The sequence below is a fragment of the Stenotrophomonas oahuensis genome (assembly GCF_031834595.1).
GTDB classification, from domain to species: Bacteria; Pseudomonadota; Gammaproteobacteria; order Xanthomonadales; family Xanthomonadaceae; genus Stenotrophomonas; species Stenotrophomonas oahuensis.
This window is the reverse complement of sequence record NZ_CP115541.1, coordinates 828,030-847,057: the sequence shown is the minus strand read 5'-3', so window position 1 is coordinate 847,057 and position 19,028 is coordinate 828,030. Positions and strand designations below refer to the sequence as shown.

The 19,028-nt window shown below is 65.6% G+C and carries 20 protein-coding genes; 10 read left to right on the top strand and 10 right to left on the bottom strand.

All coding sequences use genetic code 11. The features are described from left to right. The first annotated feature begins 45 nt into the window (after positions 1 to 45). Positions 46 to 822 (top strand): AMP nucleosidase, encoded by a 777-nt coding sequence (locus PDM29_RS03695; RefSeq protein WP_311192539.1) that lies wholly within the window; start codon positions 46 to 48, stop codon positions 820 to 822. A gap of 53 nt (positions 823 to 875) precedes the next feature. Beyond that, positions 876 to 1,415 carry a DUF924 family protein gene (locus PDM29_RS03690; protein ID WP_311192538.1) on the top strand — a complete coding sequence of 180 codons (540 nt, stop codon included), beginning with the start codon at positions 876 to 878 and terminating at the stop codon, positions 1,413 to 1,415. A gap of 71 nt (positions 1,416 to 1,486) precedes the next feature. Here PDM29_RS03690 and grxD read toward each other — a convergent pair whose 3' ends face one another. After that, entirely contained in the window at positions 1,487 to 2,413 is a 927-nt protein-coding gene (gene grxD / locus PDM29_RS03685) for a Grx4 family monothiol glutaredoxin (RefSeq protein WP_311192537.1), read from the bottom strand. A 57-nt stretch (positions 2,414 to 2,470) separates the two neighbouring features. Here grxD and PDM29_RS03680 point away from each other — a divergent pair, with 57 nt between their 5' ends. Then, positions 2,471 to 3,307, top strand: coding sequence for a polysaccharide deacetylase family protein (locus PDM29_RS03680; protein WP_311192536.1), 837 nt, complete (start codon positions 2,471 to 2,473; stop codon positions 3,305 to 3,307). A 261-nt stretch (positions 3,308 to 3,568) separates the two neighbouring features. On the opposite strand, the gene PDM29_RS03675 is transcribed toward PDM29_RS03680, so the two are convergent. From PDM29_RS03675 to PDM29_RS03665, 3 genes are read right to left on the bottom strand one after another with little or no spacing between them, the layout of a single operon-like run. Next, positions 3,569 to 4,201, bottom strand: coding sequence for a methyltransferase domain-containing protein (locus PDM29_RS03675; RefSeq protein WP_311192535.1), 633 nt, complete (start codon positions 4,199 to 4,201; stop codon positions 3,569 to 3,571). 56 nt (positions 4,202 to 4,257) lie between these two features. After that, positions 4,258 to 4,881, bottom strand: coding sequence for an SGNH/GDSL hydrolase family protein (locus tag PDM29_RS03670; RefSeq protein ID WP_311192534.1), 624 nt, complete (start codon positions 4,879 to 4,881; stop codon positions 4,258 to 4,260). Positions 4,882 to 4,884: 3 nt separating this feature from the next. Then, positions 4,885 to 6,156 carry a pyridoxal phosphate-dependent aminotransferase gene (locus PDM29_RS03665; protein ID WP_311192533.1) on the bottom strand — a complete coding sequence of 424 codons (1,272 nt, stop codon included), beginning with the start codon at positions 6,154 to 6,156 and terminating at the stop codon, positions 4,885 to 4,887. Between the two features lie 131 nt (positions 6,157 to 6,287). On the opposite strand from PDM29_RS03665, the gene rsgA reads away from it, so the two are divergent. Continuing rightward, positions 6,288 to 7,382 (top strand): ribosome small subunit-dependent GTPase A, encoded by a 1,095-nt coding sequence (gene rsgA / locus PDM29_RS03660; RefSeq protein WP_425508713.1) that lies wholly within the window; start codon positions 6,288 to 6,290, stop codon positions 7,380 to 7,382. Here the strand turns inward: rsgA and PDM29_RS03655 are convergent, their stop codons facing one another. Beyond that, entirely contained in the window at positions 7,383 to 7,859 is a 477-nt protein-coding gene (locus tag PDM29_RS03655; protein ID WP_311192531.1) for an RES family NAD+ phosphorylase, read from the bottom strand. Then, complete coding sequence (locus PDM29_RS03650; protein WP_311192530.1) at positions 7,856 to 8,308, bottom strand: antitoxin Xre/MbcA/ParS toxin-binding domain-containing protein; 453 nt, start codon at positions 8,306 to 8,308, stop codon at positions 7,856 to 7,858. The genes PDM29_RS03655 and PDM29_RS03650 overlap by 4 nt, the downstream gene beginning before the upstream one ends. Before the next feature lie 112 nt (positions 8,309 to 8,420). Between PDM29_RS03650 and PDM29_RS03645 the strand changes: the two genes are divergently transcribed. Continuing rightward, complete coding sequence (locus tag PDM29_RS03645) at positions 8,421 to 9,677, top strand: flavohemoglobin expression-modulating QEGLA motif protein (protein WP_311192529.1); 1,257 nt, start codon at positions 8,421 to 8,423, stop codon at positions 9,675 to 9,677. Positions 9,678 to 9,769: 92 nt separating this feature from the next. On the opposite strand, the gene phbB is transcribed toward PDM29_RS03645, so the two are convergent. From phbB to PDM29_RS03630, 3 genes are read right to left on the bottom strand one after another with little or no spacing between them, the layout of a single operon-like run. Beyond that, a complete protein-coding gene (gene phbB / locus PDM29_RS03640; protein WP_311192528.1) occupies positions 9,770 to 10,510 on the bottom strand; it encodes an acetoacetyl-CoA reductase in 741 nt (246 codons plus the stop codon). A 19-nt stretch (positions 10,511 to 10,529) separates the two neighbouring features. Further along, a complete protein-coding gene (locus PDM29_RS03635; RefSeq protein WP_311193715.1) occupies positions 10,530 to 11,855 on the bottom strand; it encodes a CitMHS family transporter in 1,326 nt (441 codons plus the stop codon). 27 nt (positions 11,856 to 11,882) lie between these two features. Next, positions 11,883 to 13,064 (bottom strand): OprO/OprP family phosphate-selective porin, encoded by a 1,182-nt coding sequence (locus PDM29_RS03630; protein ID WP_425508712.1) that lies wholly within the window; start codon positions 13,062 to 13,064, stop codon positions 11,883 to 11,885. A gap of 173 nt (positions 13,065 to 13,237) precedes the next feature. Between PDM29_RS03630 and PDM29_RS03625 the strand changes: the two genes are divergently transcribed. The 4 genes from PDM29_RS03625 to PDM29_RS03610 all read left to right on the top strand — a co-directional run bounded on the left by PDM29_RS03625 (position 13,238) and on the right by PDM29_RS03610 (position 17,158). After that, positions 13,238 to 13,927 (top strand): response regulator, encoded by a 690-nt coding sequence (locus PDM29_RS03625; protein ID WP_311192527.1) that lies wholly within the window; start codon positions 13,238 to 13,240, stop codon positions 13,925 to 13,927. Next, positions 13,914 to 15,296, top strand: coding sequence for a sensor histidine kinase N-terminal domain-containing protein (locus PDM29_RS03620; RefSeq protein ID WP_311192526.1), 1,383 nt, complete (start codon positions 13,914 to 13,916; stop codon positions 15,294 to 15,296). Before PDM29_RS03625 ends, PDM29_RS03620 begins: the two co-directional genes overlap by 14 nt. Next, positions 15,293 to 16,351, top strand: a complete 1,059-nt coding sequence (locus PDM29_RS03615; protein ID WP_311192525.1) for an ABC transporter substrate-binding protein — start codon at positions 15,293 to 15,295, stop codon at positions 16,349 to 16,351. The genes PDM29_RS03620 and PDM29_RS03615 overlap by 4 nt, the downstream gene beginning before the upstream one ends. A gap of 153 nt (positions 16,352 to 16,504) precedes the next feature. Beyond that, positions 16,505 to 17,158: a LuxR C-terminal-related transcriptional regulator gene (locus PDM29_RS03610; RefSeq protein ID WP_311192524.1), complete on the top strand. Its 654-nt coding sequence runs from the start codon at positions 16,505 to 16,507 to the stop codon at positions 17,156 to 17,158. A gap of 55 nt (positions 17,159 to 17,213) precedes the next feature. On the opposite strand, the gene PDM29_RS03605 is transcribed toward PDM29_RS03610, so the two are convergent. Further along, positions 17,214 to 17,546, bottom strand: coding sequence for a hypothetical protein (locus PDM29_RS03605; RefSeq protein ID WP_311192523.1), 333 nt, complete (start codon positions 17,544 to 17,546; stop codon positions 17,214 to 17,216). A 158-nt stretch (positions 17,547 to 17,704) separates the two neighbouring features. Between PDM29_RS03605 and PDM29_RS03600 the strand changes: the two genes are divergently transcribed. Then, positions 17,705 to 18,964 carry an IS256 family transposase gene (locus PDM29_RS03600; protein ID WP_311190592.1) on the top strand — a complete coding sequence of 420 codons (1,260 nt, stop codon included), beginning with the start codon at positions 17,705 to 17,707 and terminating at the stop codon, positions 18,962 to 18,964. Positions 18,965 to 19,028: the final 64 nt, after the last annotated feature.

Below are 19,028 nucleotides of genomic sequence, written 5' to 3'. Positions count from 1 at the left end.
CAGCCGGACAATTGCCGCACATCATAAAAACAAGAAGAACGGGCAATGAAGAACAAACAGGAAATCGTGGAGAACTGGCTGCCGCGCTATACCGGCGTGGCCCTGGACCAGTTTGGCGAGCATGTGCTGCTGACCAACTTTGGTGGCTACCTGCACACCTTTTCAGAGCTGACCGGTGCGCCCATCGTGGGCCTGGACCGGCCGATGGCCAGCGTGACCCACGACGGCATCACCCTGATCAACTTCGGCATGGGCAGCCCCAATGCCGCCATCGTGATGGACCTGCTGTCAGCGGTGATGCCCAAGGCGGTGCTGTTCCTGGGCAAGTGTGGCGGGCTCAAGCGCAAGAACCAGCTGGGCGACCTGATCCTGCCGATCGCGGCGATCCGCGGCGAGGGCACCTCGAGCGATTACCTGCCGCCGGAAGTGCCGGCGCTGCCGGCGTTCGCGCTGCAGCGTGCGGTGTCCACCACGATCCGCGACCTGGGTCACGATTACTGGACCGGCACGGTGTACACCACCAACCGCCGGGTCTGGGAGCACGATGAGGCGTTCAAGGAAAAACTGCGCCAGATGCGCTGCATGGCCATCGACATGGAAACCGCCACCCTGTTCGCGGCCGGGTTTGCCAACCACATCCCCAGCGGGGCGCTGCTGCTGGTCTCGGACCAGCCGATGATCCCGGACGGGGTCAAAACCGAGGCCTCGGACGCCAAGGTCAGCTCCCAGTTCGTGCAGAACCATATCCAGATCGGCATCGAGGCGCTTAAGCTTATCCGGCGCAACGGCAAGTCGGTCCGCCACCTGCGCTTTGACGAATGATGCAGACAGCCAGGGCAGGCGTCACCGGGACGGCCTGCCTGCAGGGGTATGGAATGGACGTGGCGACGAAGGTAGTCGAATTCTGGACAAACGCGGGACCACAGAAGTGGTTCACGCGCGATGCTGCGTTCGACGCGCAGTTCCGCGAACTGTTCCTGGATGAGCACTACGCAGCGGCCAGGCGTGCGCGCGAGCATTGGCTGGTCAGCGCCGAAGGCGCCCTGGCGCTGATGATCCTGCTCGACCAGTTCCCGCGTAACTGCTTCCGCGATACGGCCCATTCCTACGCGACCGACGGGCTGGCGCGGCACTACGCGATGCGCGCGGTGGAAGAGGGCCTGGACCTGCAGCTGGTGCCGAAGCTGCGCGCCTTCATCTACCTGCCGTTCGAGCATTCCGAAGACCCGCAGGACCAGGAACGTTCGGTGGCGATGTTCGACGCGCTGGGCGACAAGGAATACCTGCAGTACGCCGAACTTCACCGCGACATCATCCGCCGTTTCGGCCGCTTCCCGCACCGCAACGCCGTGCTCGGCCGCATGCCGACGCCCGAGGAGCTGGACTATCTGGCCGAAGGTGGATTTTCCGGGTAAACACGCAAAAAAAACGCCGGCAATGCCGGCGTTTTCGTAGGTGACACGCCATGCGTGTCACGCAGCGCCAATCAATACTTCGGCACCGCGTTGTCCACCTCTTCCGACCACGCGTCGATGCCGCCGGTGATGTTGTGGACGTTGGTGAAGCCCTTGGCGCGGAACTGCTCGGCGGCCTGTGCGCTGCGGCCACCGCGGTGGCACAGGAAGGCCAGCGCAGTGTCCTTCGGCAGCGCTTCCAGACGCGCACGGTTGTCACCGTCGAAGGTCTCGAACGCCGTGTTGATCGAGGCAATCGCGCGCTCGTCGGCCGGGCGCACGTCCACCACCGTGATCGTGCCTGCGCGCAGACGGTCGTCTGCGTCACGCACGCTCAGTTCCTGCACCGGCTTCGGGGCGTTCGGGTTGTCGATCGCCAGGCCCTTGCCGCGGATGTCGTCCACCCAGTCAATGGTGATGCCTTCGGCGCGACGCGCGCTGGACACGTCAAACTGCACGCGCAGGCCGTTGGACTCGGCGGCGATGGCGTTGTCGTCGTGCGGCACCAGCTGGAAGTTCGGCTGGAAGCCAGCGTCGATGCTCAGCTGCAGCGAAGCGCCCGGCGCATCGGCCAGCGCACCACGCAGCATTTCCACTGCCGCCGGGGTCACCGTGATGCGCGGCGGGGTGCGGTCCGGCGCAGCCAGGCCCAGCACGCTGCTCAGTTCGCCGCTGCTGGCCATCTGCAGAATGATGTCGCTGCCGCCCACCAGTTCGCCTTCGATATACAGCTGCGGGATGGTCGGCCATTCGCCGTAGACCTTGATGCCTTCGCGGATTTCCGCGTCGGCCAGCACGTTGACGTGGGCAAACTCCACGCCCAGATCCTGCAGCGCGCCCACGGCCTTGGCCGAGAACCCGCACTGGGGCATGGTCGGCTGGCCCTTCATGAACAGCACGACGCGGTTGGCGTTGAGAATGGATTCGATGCGCGAGCGCAGGGCGGGATCAAGGGACATGACGGTAGGTCCGGGATATTCGAACCCGTCATTCTACGCGGCATGGCATCATGGGGCATGACCGTACCGGAAACGTTGCATCGCATTCCCCGCCGCCCGTGGCGCTGGCTGCCCTGGCTGGTGGCCTCCCAGCTGCTGGTGGTGCTGGCCTGGTGGAAGGCCGGCTGGCTGCTGGGCCTGCCCCTGATGGTGGCGTCGCACGCCCTGTTCATGGTGCCGGTGTTCCTGCCCAACAGCCGCTTCTACGCCCCGGTGCTCAGCCGCCTGCCCGGCACGGCTCCTCGGGTGTGGCTGACCATCGACGACGGCCCGTCGGACGAGACCCCAGCCGTGCTGGATCTGCTCGACCGCTACCAGGCCAAAGCCACCTTCTTCATGGTCGGCGAACGCGCCCTGGCCCGCCCTGACCTGGTTCACCGGGTACTCGCACGCGGGCATGACCTCGGCAACCACAGCCACAGCCACCCGCAGACCCGCTTCTGGCGGCTGGGTCCGGCCACCATGGGGGCGGAAATCAGCGCCTGCCAGCAGGCCCTGACCGAGGTGAGCGGCGCGCCGCCGCGCTGGTATCGCTCGGTGGTCGGCATGACCAACCCGTTCGTGGCCCCCGCCCTCAAGCGCCTGGGCCTGACCCGGGTGGGCTGGAGCGCGCGCGGCTTCGACGGTGTGAACTGCACCCCGCAGTCGGTGCTGGAACGCCTGCGTCCCGCCCTGCAGCCTGGTGCCATCGTGCTGCTGCACGAAGGGGCCGCGCACGGCCACAACCTGGCGATTATCGAGGCGGTGCTGCAGGAGCTGCAGGTGAAGGGGCTGCGGGCGGAACTGCCGGATGCGCCCGCTCCCATTGCTGATGCGCCCAGCTCCCCAGTGAGGCCTGCGCCCACAGCAGCGTGAGCGACAGCCCCAGCGCCAGCACCCCGGTGACGCGGCGGCGCTGGTGCTGCAACGCGCTGCCAATGCCCAGCAGCAGCGCCAGCACGCTCAGGCCCAGGCCAACAAACAGCAGCACGAGCAGTGCCACCGGCACCTGCTGCATGTCTTCGTAAGCGGGGCGGTGCGCCACCTGTGCGGTGACCGCGAACACCACCAGCGCGCACAGACTCACCACCAGTGCGGTGATGCCCAGCGCGGAATGTCGGGGGCCGGTCTGCATGCTCAACCGCGCGTGGCGGTGAACAGCCAGTTGTTGAACGGGGTGTTGCCGTATAGCGGGGTCATCTGCAGTTGCAGCCCGGCCGCTTCCAGCGGCGCACGCACACTGGCCGCGTCCGGATAATGGCGGGGGCGAGTGCCCATCCAGCCGACCAGATGCGCCAGCATGTCGGTGATGCGGGTGGTGCGGTCGCGTCCGCTGTTGTCGGCCAGCACCGTACGGATCACCAACCGACCGCCCGGTGCCACGCGCGCGGCAGCGTCGGTCAGCAGCTGCGGCTGGGCCTGGGCCGGCAGGTACTGCAGCACGTCGAGCAGCGCCACGCTGCCCTGGTGTGCCGGCAGTGCTGCACTGGCGTCCACCACGTCAAAGCCAGTGTCAGCCAAACCGGCGCGGCGGTCGGCGCGGACCGCGCGGGCGATCTTGTCGGCATCCACGTCCACGCCCAGGTAGGGCATGCTCTGGCCGTCCTGACGCAGCACATGCGCCAGCAGGCCCAGCCCGCAGCCGATGTCGAGCAGCGGTTGGGTGTCGCCGCGCAGGGCGGTCAGCACGCCCGGGAACAGCGGGTCGCTGCCGAGCTTGCCGCGCGTGTAGTAGTAATCGCGGCGGTTGCCGAAGCGCTGCGCCGGCATGAAGGCGTCAGCGATGCGGCGGGCCTGTTCCCTGGCCAGTGGTAGGGCGTCCGTGCTCAGGGGAGTACCTCATCGTTCAAGTGCCGGTACGCGACCGGATACGCCTGCTGGAACCAGTGGGTATACAGCGCGGCGGAAGGATGCAGGCCGTCGTCGGCCAGCATGGCCGCCTCGCCACCGCGTGCGCGGCTGACCGGTGCGGTGTCAATGAAGGCAACGTCGTGTTCGGCGCAGACGGCGGCTGCCGCCGCGTTGTAGCTGTCCAGCTCGCGCGCGATCTGCGCCACGTCACGCCCGGAACCGGCGGCAAACGGGGTCACGCCCCAATCCGGAATCGCCAGTACCAGCACCCGCTTCGCGCGCTGACCGGCGAAGCCAATCGCGCGTTCGAGCAGTGCGGTGAATTCGCTGCGGTACTCGTCAACCGAGCGCCCGCGATACTGGTTGTTCACCCCGATCAGCAGGGTGACCAGGTCAAACAGCCCTTGCGGTGCGGCCGCGTCAATGCCGGCGTCGAGCTCGTCGGTGGTCCAGCCGGTCGTGGCGATGATCTGCGGGTCCGCGATGTCCACACCGTTCGCGCGCAAGGCGGCGGCCAGCTGCATCGGCCAGCGGCCTTCGACCGCGACGCCCTCACCAATGGTGTACGAATCGCCCAGCGCCAGGTAACGCAGCGCCATCGTTCAGGCCACGCTGCGCGGCTTGAGTGGCACCACCTTGGTGTTGGCCTCGGCACGGCGCGCCAGGGCGCGGTCGATGCGGGCGAACACGTCGCGCATCACACTTGCTTCCGGCAGCAGGGTCACGCGGAAGTGGTGGCGGTAGGGCACGTTGAAGCTCGAGCCCGGCACCACCAGCACGCCTTCCTCGTTCATCAGTTCCAGCGCGAAGTCGTGGTCGTCGAAGGCTTTCGCCGCCGCACCCACCACTGCCGGGAAGGCGTACAGCGCGCCGGCCGGAGCCACCAGCGACAGGTGCTCGCTGGCGTTGCAGGCTTCAATCACGGCGCGGCGGGTTTCATACAGGCGGCCGCCTGGGGCGCACAGTTCGGAAACGGTGTCCGGTCCGTTCACCGCCGCGTCGATGGCGTACTGGCCCGGCACGTTCGCGCACAGGCGCAGCGCGCTCAGCAGGTCCATCGCCGCGCGGAACTCGCCCAGCTGTTCGGCGGCACCGGACAGCATCGCCCAGCCCACGCGCCAGCCGCAGGCGCGGTGCACCTTGCTCAGGCCGCTGAAGGTGATGCAGGGATGATCGCCGGCCAGCGGTGCCACCGGCTGGAACTGCGCGCCGTCGTAGAGGATCTGGTCGTAGATTTCATCGACCATCAGCAGCAGGTTGTGCTTGCGGGCGATCTCAACAATGCGCTCCAGCAGCTCGCGCGGGTAGCTTGCGCCACTGGGGTTGTTCGGATTGATCAGCACGATGGCGCGGGTGCGCGAAGACACCAGCGTTTCAATCTCGCTCGGGTCGGGCTGGAAGCCGTTCTCCGGGGCGCAGCGGTAATACACCGGGCGGCCGTCATTGAGGATGGTGGCGGCCGACCACAGCGGGTAGTCCGGCGAGGGCACCAGCACTTCATCGCCCGGGTTGAGCAGGGCGCGCAGCGACAGGTCGATCAGCTCGCTGACGCCATTGCCGATGAACACCCGGTCCGGGTGTGCGTCTGGCGCGCCGCGGCGGGCATACGCAGCGGCAATCGCCTCGCGTGCGACCGGCAGGCCCTGCTGGTGGGTATAGGGATCGGTGCGGCCCATGTCGTCGGCAATCGCGCGCTGCAGGTGTTCCGGCGCGCGGAAGCCGAAGTTGCCCGGGTTACCGATGTTCAGCTTGATCAGGGTGCGGCCCTGGGCTTCCAGCTCACGCGCTCGTCGTGCCAGTTCGCCCCGGATCTCGTAGCGGACTTCGGACAGGCGCTCGCGGGTGGCGAGCGGCTTCAGCGGTGGCGTTGACATGGCTGGGCCAGGTTGGGCATGGAAATCGCATGGTAGCGGAAATGGTGCGACGCAGGGCAAGCCCCTCCGGGGGGAAATCTTCAGCATTGGCGGGCAGTTGTCGGCCATGCCTCAAGGGTAGAATGCGCAGGATGACCGACCCGATCGATTACCGCGCCCTGCAGACCATTGGCTGGCCCTGGCCGGGGGCCCCTGAACTGCCTGCCTGGCAGGCCTTGTTCGAGGCGCACCCGCAGGCCCGCCCAGGCCGGGTGATCGAGCAGCACCGTACCGGTTACGTGGTAGCCGACGCCCCGGAAGCAGGCCTCAAGACCGAATCCCCGGCCGAATGGCAGCGCCCGCGCTTTCCCAGCCACGAGCGTGCTGCGGTCGGCGACTGGGTGCTGCTGGACGGCATCAAGATTGTCGCGCTGCTGCCCCGGCGCACCGCGATCAAGCGCGGCGCGGCCGGTGAGCATTACCACCAGCAGGTGATCGCGGCCAACATTGATACCGTGTTCATCGTCTGTGGGCTGGATGCGGACTTCAATCCGCGTCGCATCGAGCGCTACCTGCTGCTGGTCGGCGGTGGCGGTGCGCAGCCGGTCGTGGTGCTGACCAAGGCCGACCAGACTGAGTACAGCCAGGATGCGTTGGATGTGCTGGAGGAATTGGCTGCGCAGGATATTCCGCTGCTGGCGATCAATGGCAAGGACCCGGAAAGTGCCGGTGCGCTGCTGCCGTGGCTGGGCGCGGGCCAGACCGTGGTACTGGTCGGTTCGTCTGGAGCGGGCAAAAGCACGTTGACCAACACCCTGCTCGGCGAGCAGCGGATGAAGACCGCTGACGTGCGTGGCAATGATTCCAAGGGCCGCCACACCACGACCCACCGCGCACTGATGCCGTTGCCGGCCGGGGCCTGTCTGATCGACACCCCCGGCATGCGCGAACTCAAGCCCACCGGGGAAGAGGCGCTGAGCGAAAGCGGCTTTGCCGATGTCGAAGCACTGGCCGCGCAGTGCCGCTTCCGCGACTGTGCGCATCAGAGTGAGCCCGGCTGCGCCGTGCGTGCCGCCATTGACGCCGGTGAACTGGACGAAGAACGCCTGCTCAACTACTTCAAGCTGAAAGAAGAAGTGGCTGCCGCTGCCGCCAAGCTGGCCGTGCGCCAGGCTGAGACCGCTCAGGAGCGCGGCAAGGGCAGGGGCCAGCAGTTCCGCCCGGCCGGCAAGCCACGCCGTCGCTGATCAGCGGGCCCGGAACAACAGGTTGTACTTCAATCGCCGCGTCGCCCGCGCGGTGATCCGTTGCACGTCCGCATGCTGCGCATTGATCAGCACTACCGTCTCCTCCGGCACGATCACCGACGGCAACACCACCAGCGCCTGACCCTGCGCCAGATACCACGCCGAACCGGCCTCCACCGACACCACGCCATGCGGAATGGCATCCCACCCACTCGGCAGGGCATCGGCGCTTATGATCCGCCGCGCCGCCCATACATCGTCCGGCACGTCGATCTCGATCACATACTTGTTCAACGGCAAGCCGCTGTCATCGATGTGCGCAGCCGTTTCCAGCACCGCCATCGCCAGCGTGGGTGCGGCGTACACCACGGCCTGCCCTTGCTTGTTCCAGCGACCAGGTGAATAAGCAGCACCCACGCCACTCATGTCCTCCGGCCGCCAGGTAGGACCCGTCGAGCCAATCCGGGCCAGCTTCACTGATACGCACCGCTCTGGATGGCCCCCAGTACCCGCATCACCGAAGCGCGCCCGCTGGGCGTGTCCATGAGTTCCGCCGGTGCCAGCCCGCCCAGGGCGGGTTGCGGCCGCTGGATCCACTCGCCCACCCACTTCTGCACATCGAAGTTGCGCGCCTCGGCGTTGTCGGTTTCAGCCGCCAGCATGTCTTCGACCTTGTTGATGAGCTCCATCAGGCCGACCACCGACTGCCCGGGTGTGCCACCGAACAGCGCCTTGTCACGCATCTTCTTGGTGAAGGTGGCCTTGGGTATGCGCACGAACACCTGGAAATCGGCGCTGCTTTCAAACACGTCGTCGATCAGCCCCTTCACCACCAGATAGGGGACGCCCTCGCGTTCGATCCGGACGCGTTCTGTCAGCGGGGCGGTGCGCAACTGCACACGAAAGCTGTTGGCGGTAGAGGACATGGTGTGGCTCAATGTGGCTAAGTGTGTTCTGAATATAGGACAAAAATAGCCTTGCACAAGTGAAGCTGTCGCCTTTGCCCACCGAAGTCATTGATCCTGTTAATGTCCGCCCATGAACACCGCTCCGATCACCGCGGACCGTGACGTGGCCTACCACACCCAGCTGGATACGCAGCTGGTGGAGGCCGTGGGTGACATCAAGCTGCTGGGGCTGACCAGCTGGCCGGCCGCGCTGCAGGCCCCGTTCCTGGCGAGCGTGGCGCGTGGGCAGCCGGTGCTGCCGCAGGTGGACTATCCGAAGCTGGACTTTGGCGACACCCGGCAGGCGCTGGCAAAAATCAGCGACCGGTGCGACCCCAGCCATCCGCTGGGCCAGTACGTGCAACGCTCCGCGCAGAGCTGGGACCTGGCGGCCGGTCTACTGGAATCCTTGGGAACGGCGGCCGTCGATGGGTACTCCGTGCAGCTGTATGGCGCGCCGGAACAGCCGTTGCCCGGTCATGGGCCCAGCACACGTGAAGCGGCGCGCCATTTCATCCAGATCGCGCAGGAGCTCGACCACGAGCTGCTGGCTCCGGAAGAACAGGTGCCGGTGTCCGCCACCGCGCTGATGCTGCAGCTGCAGAGTGACCTGGACGCGTTCTTCGAGTCGCGCATCATCCAAGTGCAGCTGGATCCGGACCTGATTTCAAAGGCGGCCGCTGGGCCCACCCGCATCCGCCTGCGTACCAGTGCGCGCTTCAGCGCCTATGACCGCGCGCAGTTGTTCCACCATGAAGCGTTGGTGCATTCGCTGACCGCGCTGAACGGCCGCGAGCAGCCGCACCTGCCCAGCCTGGCATTGTCCTCACCCCGTGTGACCGCGACCCAGGAAGGGTTGGCCACGTTTGCCGAGCAGATCACCGGCAGCATCGATATCGAGCGGCTGAAGCGCATCAGCCTGCGCACCGAAGCGATTGCCATGGCCCGCGAAGGTGCTGATTTCATCCAGGTGTTCCGCTACTTCTGCGATGCCGGGCAGAACCACGAAGAGAGTTTCGCCTCAGCACAGCGGGTGTTCCGTGGGGTGCCCACGGTGGGGGGGGCGGCGTTTACCAAGGACACCGTGTATCTGCGCGGACTGGTGTCGGTGCACACGTTCTTCCGCCACATGCTGGCCGAAGACCGGCTGCAGATCTGCCGCTGGCTGTTTGCCGGCAAGATGTCGTTGACCGACGCGATTGAGTTCGCCCCCTTGTTCGAAGAGGGCATTCTGCGTCCACCGCGCTGGCTGCCGCATTGGGTCAGCCGCGCCAACGGGTTGGCGGGAATGCTGGCGTTTTCGCTGTTTGCCAATCGGATCCGCATGGACCAGTTGGCGGCGGAGTAGTGCGCTGCGCGCCGCCCGACCAACGGTCGGGCGCTACCGATGCGCGCGCCGATAACATTCCCCGGTAGGTACCGACCGTTGGTCGGTACGACTTAGAACATATGCAATCCGCCGTTCACCGCGTAATCCGCCCCGGTCACATACGCCGCATCATCCGACGCCAGCCACGCACACAGGCTGGCCACTTCCTCCGGCTTGCCCAAGCGGCGGATCGGCACCGAACCTGCCAACCGATCCAGCACATCCGGCGGGAAGCTGCTGATCGACTGGCTGGCGATGTATCCCGGCGAGATCGTGTTCACCGTCACTCCGCGCGTGGCCACTTCATTGGCCAGCGCCCGGCTGAACCCATGCATCGCCGCCTTGGCGGTGGCGAAGTTGACCTGCCCGATCTGGCCTTTGTGCGCGCTCACCGAGCCGATGTTGACGATGCGTCCCCAACCGCGCGCGGCCATGCCGTCGATTACCTGCTTGGTGATGTTGAACAGCGCATGCAGGTTCGAGCCCATCACCGCGTTCCAGTCGTCCTGGCTCATCTGCCGGAACAGCACGTCGCGACTGCCACCGGCATTGTTGACCAGCACGTCGATCTCGCCCACTTCGGCCTTGACCTTGGTGAAGGCGGCCACCGTGGACTGCCAGTCGGCGGCGTTGCCTTCGGAGGCGATGAAGTCGAAGCCCAGCTCGCGCTGCTCGCGCAACCAGGCAGCCTTGCGCGGTGAATTCGGGGCGCAGCCTGCGACCACGGTGTGGCCGTTGCGGGCCAGTTTCTGGCAGATGGCGGTGCCCACGCTGCCCATGCCACTGGTTACATATGCGATGCGAAGCGTCATGCGAATCTCCTGTCAGCAATCAGGAAGCAAAGGGATACAGGCCGCAGATCAGGCTGCCGACCATCAGCACCAGCGACACCATCACCGCCCATTTCAGGGTGAACTTCTGGTGGTCGGCAAAATCCACCTTGGCCAATCCGACCAGCAGGTAGGTCGACGGCACCAGCGGACTGAGCAGATGCACCGGCTGGCCGGCCAGTGAGGCGCGCGCCATTTCCACCGGGGTGATGCCGTAGTTGCCTGCCGCTTCGGACAGGATCGGCAGCACGCCAAAGTAGAACGCGTCGTTGGACATGAAGAAGGTGAACGGCATCGACGCAATCGCGGTGATCACCGCGAGGTACGGGCCCCAGGCATCCGGAATCACCGCCAGGAAACTGCGCGACATCGCCTCCACCATGCCGGTATTGTTGAGGATGCCGGTGAAGATGCCGGCGGCGAAGATCAGCGACACCACCGACAGCACGTTGCCGGCGTGGTTGACCACGCGGCGGCGCTGCTCGGCCAGGTTCGGGTAGTTGATCACCAGCGCAATGGCGAAGCCGACCATGAACAGCACCGGCATCGGCAGCACGCCCATCACCAGCGCCACCATCAGTGCCAAGGTCAGCGCGAAGTTCACCCACAGCAGCTTCGGTCGCTTGGTGTCCTCGGCGTCTTCAACGGTGGGCAGGGCGCCGTCATCCGACACGCTGGCATCCATCCAGGTGCCGCCGCTTGGCAGGGTGACCACACCCAGGCGACGACGCTCCTTCAGGCCCAGGTACCACGCCAGCAGCAGCACCGAGGCGCAGGCCAGCACCATGGCCGGAATCAGCGGCACGAACACATCGGCCGGGTCCACGTGCAGGGCAGTGGCCGCACGTGCGGTCGGGCCGCCCCACGGGGTGAGGTTCATCACGCCGCCGGCGAGGATGGTCACGCAGGTCATGTTCAGCGCGCTCATGCCCAGGCGCTGGTACAGCGGCAACATGGCCGACACCGTGATCATGTAGGTGGTCGAACCATCGCCATCCAGTGAGATCAGCATGGCCAGCGCAGCGGTGCCGAGCACGATCTTCATCGGGTCGCCTTTCACCAGGCGCAGGATGATCCGCACCAGCGGGTCAAACAGGCCGGCGTCGATCATCACGCCGAAGTACAGAATGGCGAACATCAGCATCACGCCGGTCGGCGCGATCTTCTTGATGCCATCCAGCATCATCTCGTCCAGCCCGGTGGCGAAGCCGCCAATCAGGGCGAAGATGATCGGAATGGTGATCAGTGCCACCAGCGGCGACATTCGCTTGCTCATGATCAAGTACATGAACGTAATGACCATGCCAAAGCCGAGGATGCTGAGCATCATCTGCGGACTCCTTGTAACGAGGGGTTAGAAATCGAACTGCAGGCGGCCGGTGACCGCGCGGGTGTGGTCAACCGTGGCGCCCGCAAGCTGGTCGCGGTTACGGCTGTCAATCAGGTTCAACATGAAGCGAAGGTTCGGGCGCATGTACCAGTTGCCGCCCAAGGTCCAGGCTTCGGTGCGGCCGTCGCGCAGGTCGGGCTGGCCGATCAGGTGCTGGTCGCCGCGCATCTGGTCGTAGCGCAGCGCCAGTTCGAAGGCACCGGCCTTGTGCTGGATGTTCTTCACCCGTGCAAAGCGCCCGGTCTTGCTGTCGTACGCGCGCGATTCGCCGGTGACGAACCAGCTGAGCATGCCGTAGCCGGCCAACACTTTGCCGCGCTGCAGGCCGTCGTCGAAGGACGCCCCGCTGAACTCGCCCTGCCAGGAGATCGGGCCGCGCACCTGCGCGTATTCCATCGACCACTTGTTGACGTCGGTGTCGCGACCGGCCGAAAAATCAACCAGGGTCAGGCGGCTGTTGTCGCTCAGGTGTCCGGCCGGGCGCGGACGGATCTTCAGGCCCGGCACGCCATTTCCGCCCGGGTTATCGTAGCGCTCGTGCGCCAGCGACAGGCCCAGGTGCAGCACGTCGCCTGCAGTGGCCCCGGGAGCCCAGGTCACACGGCCACCGGCCGCGCGGCCCTTCACCTGCCAGGCATCAATGCTCTCCAGACTGTAGGCGCTGGCCGCCCAGGTCATGTCGTTGCGGGCCGCCTGCCAGGACGCACCCAGCCGGTACAGCGGGGCCAGCGTGGTGCCGGCGTTGCCGCGTTCCAGGAAGCTGCCGTAGTTGGAGCCGGTGCGGTCATCCAGCGAGAAGTACTGCTTGAACTGGCCCACGGTGAGCTTGCCGCCGCTGAAGTCGCGGCTGACGTAGACGTCTTTGGCCTCAACACGGTCGCCGGAGAAGTCGGCTTCCAGCTTGTAGTCGACCACGAAGAACCTGCCGGACATATCCAGCCAGGCACGGCGGACCTCGGTGTCATCCTTGTTCGGGGTGCCGCGGCTGTCGTTGTCGAAGTCGGCGAAGTCAAGGTGCAGGCGGCCGCCAAAGGTGGCGGTGACCGGGCGGACGTCATCGGCCGTTTCGGCAGCCCACAGCGGAGCCATGGGAATCATCAGGGTGCAGGCGGCCAGCCCGCGCCAGCGCAGGAAATCAAGAGACATGCACCCTCCCAGGTACGTTGTAGGTCGAAACATCCGCACCGTGGGGGAGGTGGGATGGCGCAGCCTAGTACCGGGAAGCTGTCATCCACCTGTCAGCCATTGTTGCGGCGCAGCGTAACCACGGAAGGCCCGCTACGCGCTAGCATCTGGGCACCTTTGAACGTTCGTACCCGATGCGCATTCTGCTGGTGGAAGACAACCCGGACCTGGCCGACGCCATCGTCCGCCGCATGCGCCGCAGCGGCCACGCGGTGGACTGGCAGAACGACGGCCTCGCCGCCGCCAGCGTGCTGCGCTACCAGAGCTTCGACCTGGTGGTGCTGGATATCGGCCTGCCCAAGCTGGATGGCCTGCGCGTGCTGGCCGGCATGCGCGAGCGCGGCGATGCCACGCCGGTGTTGATGCTGACCGCGCGCGACGGCATTGAAGACCGCGTGCAGGCGCTCGACGTGGGCGCGGATGATTACCTGGGCAAGCCGTTCGATTTCCGCGAATTCGAGGCGCGCTGTCGCGTGCTGCTGCGGCGTGCGCGCGGGCAGGCCAGCGAAGTCGTGCAGATTGGCGGCTTCCAGTTCGACAACGCTTCGCACCGTGTGTCGCTGGATGGCACGCCGATTGAATTGCCCAACCGCGAGTTCCGCCTGCTGGAAATCCTGATGGGGCGGCTGGGGCAGGTCGTCGGCAAAGATGAAATCGCCAACGGCCTGTTCGGCTTCGACGATGAAGCCGGTCCCAATGCCATCGAGCTCTATGTGGGCCGTCTGCGTCGCAAGCTGGCCGATGCGCCGGTCCGCATCGTCACCGTGCGTGGTAGTGGCTACATGTTGGAAGCGGCGGAAGAGGGCAGCGATGGCAGCCGCTGAGGCCGCGCCCGGTTCCCTGCGCCGCACGCTCACGCTGTATCTGGGCGCGCTGCTGGCGGTGTTCGCGGTGGCGCTGCTGTTCGCCGCGCGCGACTACGGCCAGCGTGCCGCCAACCGTTCCTACGATCACCTGCTGGTGTCGTCCGCGCTGTCCATCATCGACTCGGTTGCGCTGGTGGAGGCGCAGTGGCAGGTGGATCTGCCGTACGCCTCGCTTGATCTGCTGTCGATGGCTCCGGAAGACCGCGTGTTCTACCGGGTGTTTGACGCCCACAACCAGACCGTGACCGGCTACGAGGACCTGCCTGCGCCGCCGCGTGAACCGACGGACCAGCCGCAGCTGTTCGATGCTCAGTACAGCGGTGAAACCGTGCGCTTCGTGGTGGTGTCGCGTCGTGTGTCCTCGCCATCCACCCAGGTGGAAGTGCGCGTGCAGGTCGGCCAGACCCGGCGCGCACGCGAGGCCTTGGCGCAGGACATGGTCAACCGCTCGCTGATCGCCATTGGCGTGCTTTCGCTGCTGTCGTTGGCGCTGGTTGCGTTCGGCGTGCACCGCGCGTTCCGGCCGCTGGTGAAAGTGGAGCGCGAGCTGTCACGCCGCGAGCCGTCCGACCTGAGTCCACTGGACGCACGCGTGCCGCGCGAAATGGACCAGATGGTGGCCGCACTGAACCGCTTCATGGGCCGGCTTTCCAGCAGCAACGAAACCCTGCGTGCGTTCATGGCTGAGGCTGCGCACCAGATGCGCACCCCGCTGGCCGCGCTGCGCGCGCAGGCGCAGCTGGCGCTGGACGACGACGACCCCGAGGACATGCGCCGCAGCCTGGTCGCCATCGAGCGCAATGCCACCCATATGAGCCGCCTGCTCAACCAGCTGCTCAGCGACGCCAGCGTCATTCATCGCTCCAACCTGCAGCGCTTCGCCCCGGTGGACCTGGTGGAAACGGTACATCAGGCCTTGCACGAAGCGCTGCCGCAGGCGGGTCCGGCCCCGCGTGTGCAGTTGGCGGTGGGCGTCACTGCCGCCAGCGTCAACGGTGATGCGCTGCTGCTGCGCGAGGCGATCAAGAACCTGATCGACAACGCGCTCAAGTACGGCGGCCCCGGCGACCTGCAGGTTGCGCTCACCGCCGACCGCAAGTGTTTCGTGCTCACCATTGCCGACCACGGCCCGGGCATTGCGCCCGCCGATGCCGAGCGCGTGTTCGAGCGTTTCGCGCGTGGCGAAGGCGCGGCCGCCGGTGGGGCAGGGCTGGGGCTGGCCATCGTCAAACGCGTGGTGGACAGCCACGGCGGCCATATCGACCTGAGCAACCGGCCCGGCGGTGGGCTGGTGGCTACGCTGACACTTCCCGGAAGAAACACATGAAGTTTCTGGTTTCCCTGTTGCTGGCTCTGTGCGCCGGCACCGCGCTGGCGGCCCCCGGCGACGTTCAACGTTTTCCTGCCAAAGGCCCGGTGCTGGCCCAGCTGCGCATCCACGGGTCCACCGACATCGAGGTGTTCGGCACCGTCATTGCCGACTACCAGCGCCTGTATCCCGGCACTGAGATCGTCTACGAAGACATCATCACCCAGGACATGTACGCGCGTTACTTGAACGAGCGTAACGGCCCCAACGGCCCGGACATGCTGATCAGCAGCGGCATGGACCTGCAGACCAAGCTGGTCAACGACGGCTATGCGCTCGCTCACCGCTCCGCGCAGACCGAGGCGCTGCCGGACTGGGCGCAATGGCGGCATGAAGCGTTCGGGATCAGTTACGAGCCGGTGGCCATGGTCTACAACACCCGTCAGCTGCCCAAGGCACGCGTACCCCATACCCGTCGCCAGCTGCTGGAACTGCTGCGCGCCCCGGACGCGCCGCTGGCCGGCAAGGTCGGTACTTACGACGTGCAGCGCAGCAGCGTCGGCTATCTGCTGGCCACCCAGGACACCCAGCGCGGCAGCATGGCTGGCGCATTGCTGGGCGCACTCGGCGACAACCAGGTGGAACTGGAGGAACGCACCGGCGTGCTGCTGGACGCGGTAAGCAGCGGCCGCCTGTCATTGGTGTACAACGTGCTCGGCTCCTATGCCCAGGCCCGCATTGATGCTGGCGAACCGCTGGGCATCATCGAACCCGAGGACTACACCCTCGTCGTGCTGCGCACCGCGATCATCCCGCGCAGCAGCCGCCACCCCGACGAAGCCCGCCGCTTCCTCGACTACGTGCTTTCGCCCCGCGGCCAGCAGGTGCTCTCCCGCGAAGCCCGCCTGATGCCGATCCTGCCCGCCCAGCGCCCCCAGCAACCCGGCGGCGCGCCCGAACGCAGCTACCGCCCCATCCAGCTCGGCCCCGGCCTGCTGGTCTACCTCGACGCCCTCAAACGCCGCCAGTTCCTCGACGCCTGGCGCGGCAGCATGCTCCCGCCAAACCCGTAATCCGCTTAGGAGAGTCAACTGTGGAGGGCTTTGGTGGCGTCGGTCGCAAGACGACGGCCAACGCCCATCGGCCCATTAACGCATGACCCCAAAACGAATCCGCGCTCTTGCCCGGCGGCAACCCAAATGCCCCCATCCCCGTACAATCCCCCCATGGATGCCCTGACCCTGCTAGTCGCCGACGACCACCCGCTCCTCCGTGCCGCCGTCGTCCACTCCCTGCACCAATCACTCCCCGGTGCACGGGTCATCGAAGTCGCCAGCGCCTCCGCCCTCGAAACCGCGCTCGACCAGAACCCCGAAATCGAACTGGTCCTACTCGACCTCACCATGCCCGGTGCCCGCGGCTTCTCCTCCCTGCTGCACGTACGCGGCTCACACCCGGACATCCCGGTGGTCATCGTGTCCTCCAACGACCACCCCCGCGTCATCCGCCGCGCCCAGCAGTTCGGTGCCGCCGGCTTCATTCCAAAATCCGCCCCGGCCGAAACTATCGGCCAAGCCGTGGAAGCCGTTCTCGACGGTGGCCTGTGGTTCCCTGCCATGGCCCCGGAGCGCAGCGAATCCGACGCCCTGCTCGCCGCACGCCTCGCCCAGCTCACCCCGCAGCAGTTCCGCGTGCTGCTGTGCCTCGCCGACGGCCTGCTCAACAAGCAGATCGCCTACGAACTGGGATTGGCCGAAAACACCGTGAAGGTGCACGTCACGGCCATCCTCAAAAAGCTCGAATGCCACAGCCGCACCCAGGCTGCTGTGCTGGTGAAGGCGCTGGAGCCGGAAGGTGATGCGGGTGCAGACCTGAAGTAGAGCCGGGCCGTGCCCGGCTACTCGCAGTGCACGTTGCCCTTGGTCGGACAACGGCTCACATTCCCAAGAAGCCCCTTAGAGGTTCGCCCTTTTTCCCACACACGGGCGAGCTGGCTATACCGAGCGTGAGAATATTTCCACCGCTGATCATGCAGGTGAATTCCTTGCCATCGGACGTCTTCAGATTGACGTACGTACTCGTGCCTTCCGTCCTGCGGCTGACAATCGTCAATTCGTCAGGCTGCAACCCCAGAGCTGCCGAGGTTTGAGATCTGATCTTGTCGTCGGAGAGCGTGTTTGTCTTTGAGGCCAGGGAAGAGCAGCCGCCGAGTGTCAAGGCAAGCGAAGCGGCGATACACAGCTGAAGTATGTTGCGCGAGAGGTTCATGAGCATCCAAGCGAAGTTGAGATTTGAGTAACGTGCCCACAAGCAGGCGCACTGACTCTACGGCCCTCAGAGCGCTTCGATCCATGAAGAAACTTGCAAGCAAAGCGGGACTGTCAGGAATTTTGTGTTCGGGCATAACATGTTGAAAAGGATCATGTATGCCACCCAAGAAAATGACCGCCAAGGCCGCTGCCCGTCAGCTGCCTACCCTGCCTGCCGAGCTCGTTGAGCAGCTTGCCAACGGAGCGACGACCGCGGGCGAGATCCTGGACATCACCACAGCCCTGAAAAAGGCCTTGATTGAGCGGGCACTGAAGGGCGAGCTGGGCCATCACCTGGGGTACCCACCCGGAAGCGAGCGACCGGAATCGACCGGCAATCAGCGAAATGGAACGTCCAGCAAAACCGTTCTGACTGAGGATGGCCCCCTGCGACTGGACGTTCCCCGGGACCGGGATGGCAGCTTCCAGCCCATCCTGATTCCCAAGCACGAGCGGCGTTTCACTGGTTTTGACGACAAGATCGTCGCGATGTACGCGCGCGGAATGAGCGTCCGCGACATCCGCGCGTTTCTGTCTGAACAGTATGGAACAGACGTGTCGGCGGACTTCATCAGCTCGGTGACCGACGAGGTTCTGGAAGAGATTTCGGCGTGGCAGACGCGTCCGCTGGAGCTGATGTATCCGGTGGTGTTCTTTGATGCCCTGCGCGTCAAGGTGCGTGACGAGGGCGTAGTGCGCAACAAAGCGATCTATCTGGCATTAGGCGTTCTACCTGATGGAAGTCGCGACATCCTGGGCATCTGGATCGAGAACACAGAAGGGGCCAAGTTCTGGATGAAGGTCTTCAACGACCTCAAGACGCGCGGCGTGGAGGACGTACTGATAGCGGTGACCGATGGCCTTAAAGGCATGCCCGAGGCGCTGGCGGCGGTCTACCCAGCGACCACTCTCCAGACCTGCATCGTGCATCTCATCCGCAACAGCTTGGACTACGCCGGCTGGAAGGATCGAAGGGCTCTCGCAGCCGAGCTGAAGCCCATCTACCAGGCCATCAATGCAGAGTCCGCCGAACAGGCCCTGGAAGCGCTGGAGGCCTCGCCGCTGGGCAAACGCTACCCCTCGGCGCCCCAGGCATGGCGACGGTCATGGGACCGCGTCATACCCTTCTTCGCGTTTCCACCTGAGATCCGTCGTGTCATCTACACCACCAACGCCATCGAGAGCGTTAATGCGCAGCTGCGGAAGGTCATCAAAACCCGAGGGCATTTTCCAACTGACGAGGCGGCGATCAAGCTGATCTGGCTGGGGCTGCGCAACATCACGGCCAACTGGGGAGGCACCAGCCACGGCTGGAAGAACGCGATGAACCAATTTGCCGTACTTTACGGGGACCGATTTATCCGGAGCCCGTACTAAGAAGCCGGGCTGTCACAGGGCAGCCCACGTCGCCCGAACACAAAAATACGGACACTCTCAGCAA

Bases quoted from the DNA above. Each gene is read 5' to 3' on its own strand.
- PDM29_RS03615 (WP_311192525.1), top strand. From the start codon at position 15,293: ATGAAGTTTCTGGTTTCCCTGTTGCTGGCTCTGTGCGCCGGCACCGCG.
- PDM29_RS03690 (WP_311192538.1), top strand. From the start codon at position 876: ATGGACGTGGCGACGAAGGTAGTCGAATTCTGGACAAACGCGGGACCA.
- PDM29_RS03645 (WP_311192529.1), top strand. From the start codon at position 8,421: ATGAACACCGCTCCGATCACCGCGGACCGTGACGTGGCCTACCACACC.
- phbB (WP_311192528.1), bottom strand. From the start codon at position 10,510: ATGACGCTTCGCATCGCATATGTAACCAGTGGCATGGGCAGCGTGGGC.
- rsgA (WP_425508713.1), top strand. From the start codon at position 6,288: ATGACCGACCCGATCGATTACCGCGCCCTGCAGACCATTGGCTGGCCC.
- PDM29_RS03675 (WP_311192535.1), bottom strand. From the start codon at position 4,201: ATGCCGGCGCAGCGCTTCGGCAACCGCCGCGATTACTACTACACGCGC.
- grxD (WP_311192537.1), bottom strand. From the start codon at position 2,413: ATGTCCCTTGATCCCGCCCTGCGCTCGCGCATCGAATCCATTCTCAAC.
- PDM29_RS03605 (WP_311192523.1), bottom strand. From the start codon at position 17,546: ATGAACCTCTCGCGCAACATACTTCAGCTGTGTATCGCCGCTTCGCTT.
- PDM29_RS03610 (WP_311192524.1), top strand. From the start codon at position 16,505: ATGGATGCCCTGACCCTGCTAGTCGCCGACGACCACCCGCTCCTCCGT.
- PDM29_RS03670 (WP_311192534.1), bottom strand. From the start codon at position 4,881: ATGGCGCTGCGTTACCTGGCGCTGGGCGATTCGTACACCATTGGTGAG.
- PDM29_RS03600 (WP_311190592.1), top strand. From the start codon at position 17,705: ATGCCACCCAAGAAAATGACCGCCAAGGCCGCTGCCCGTCAGCTGCCT.
- PDM29_RS03620 (WP_311192526.1), top strand. From the start codon at position 13,914: ATGGCAGCCGCTGAGGCCGCGCCCGGTTCCCTGCGCCGCACGCTCACG.
- PDM29_RS03650 (WP_311192530.1), bottom strand. From the start codon at position 8,308: ATGTCCTCTACCGCCAACAGCTTTCGTGTGCAGTTGCGCACCGCCCCG.
- PDM29_RS03625 (WP_311192527.1), top strand. From the start codon at position 13,238: ATGCGCATTCTGCTGGTGGAAGACAACCCGGACCTGGCCGACGCCATC.
- PDM29_RS03680 (WP_311192536.1), top strand. From the start codon at position 2,471: ATGACCGTACCGGAAACGTTGCATCGCATTCCCCGCCGCCCGTGGCGC.
- PDM29_RS03630 (WP_425508712.1), bottom strand. From the start codon at position 13,064: ATGTCTCTTGATTTCCTGCGCTGGCGCGGGCTGGCCGCCTGCACCCTG.
- PDM29_RS03665 (WP_311192533.1), bottom strand. From the start codon at position 6,156: ATGTCAACGCCACCGCTGAAGCCGCTCGCCACCCGCGAGCGCCTGTCC.
- PDM29_RS03635 (WP_311193715.1), bottom strand. From the start codon at position 11,855: ATGCTCAGCATCCTCGGCTTTGGCATGGTCATTACGTTCATGTACTTG.
- PDM29_RS03695 (WP_311192539.1), top strand. From the start codon at position 46: ATGAAGAACAAACAGGAAATCGTGGAGAACTGGCTGCCGCGCTATACC.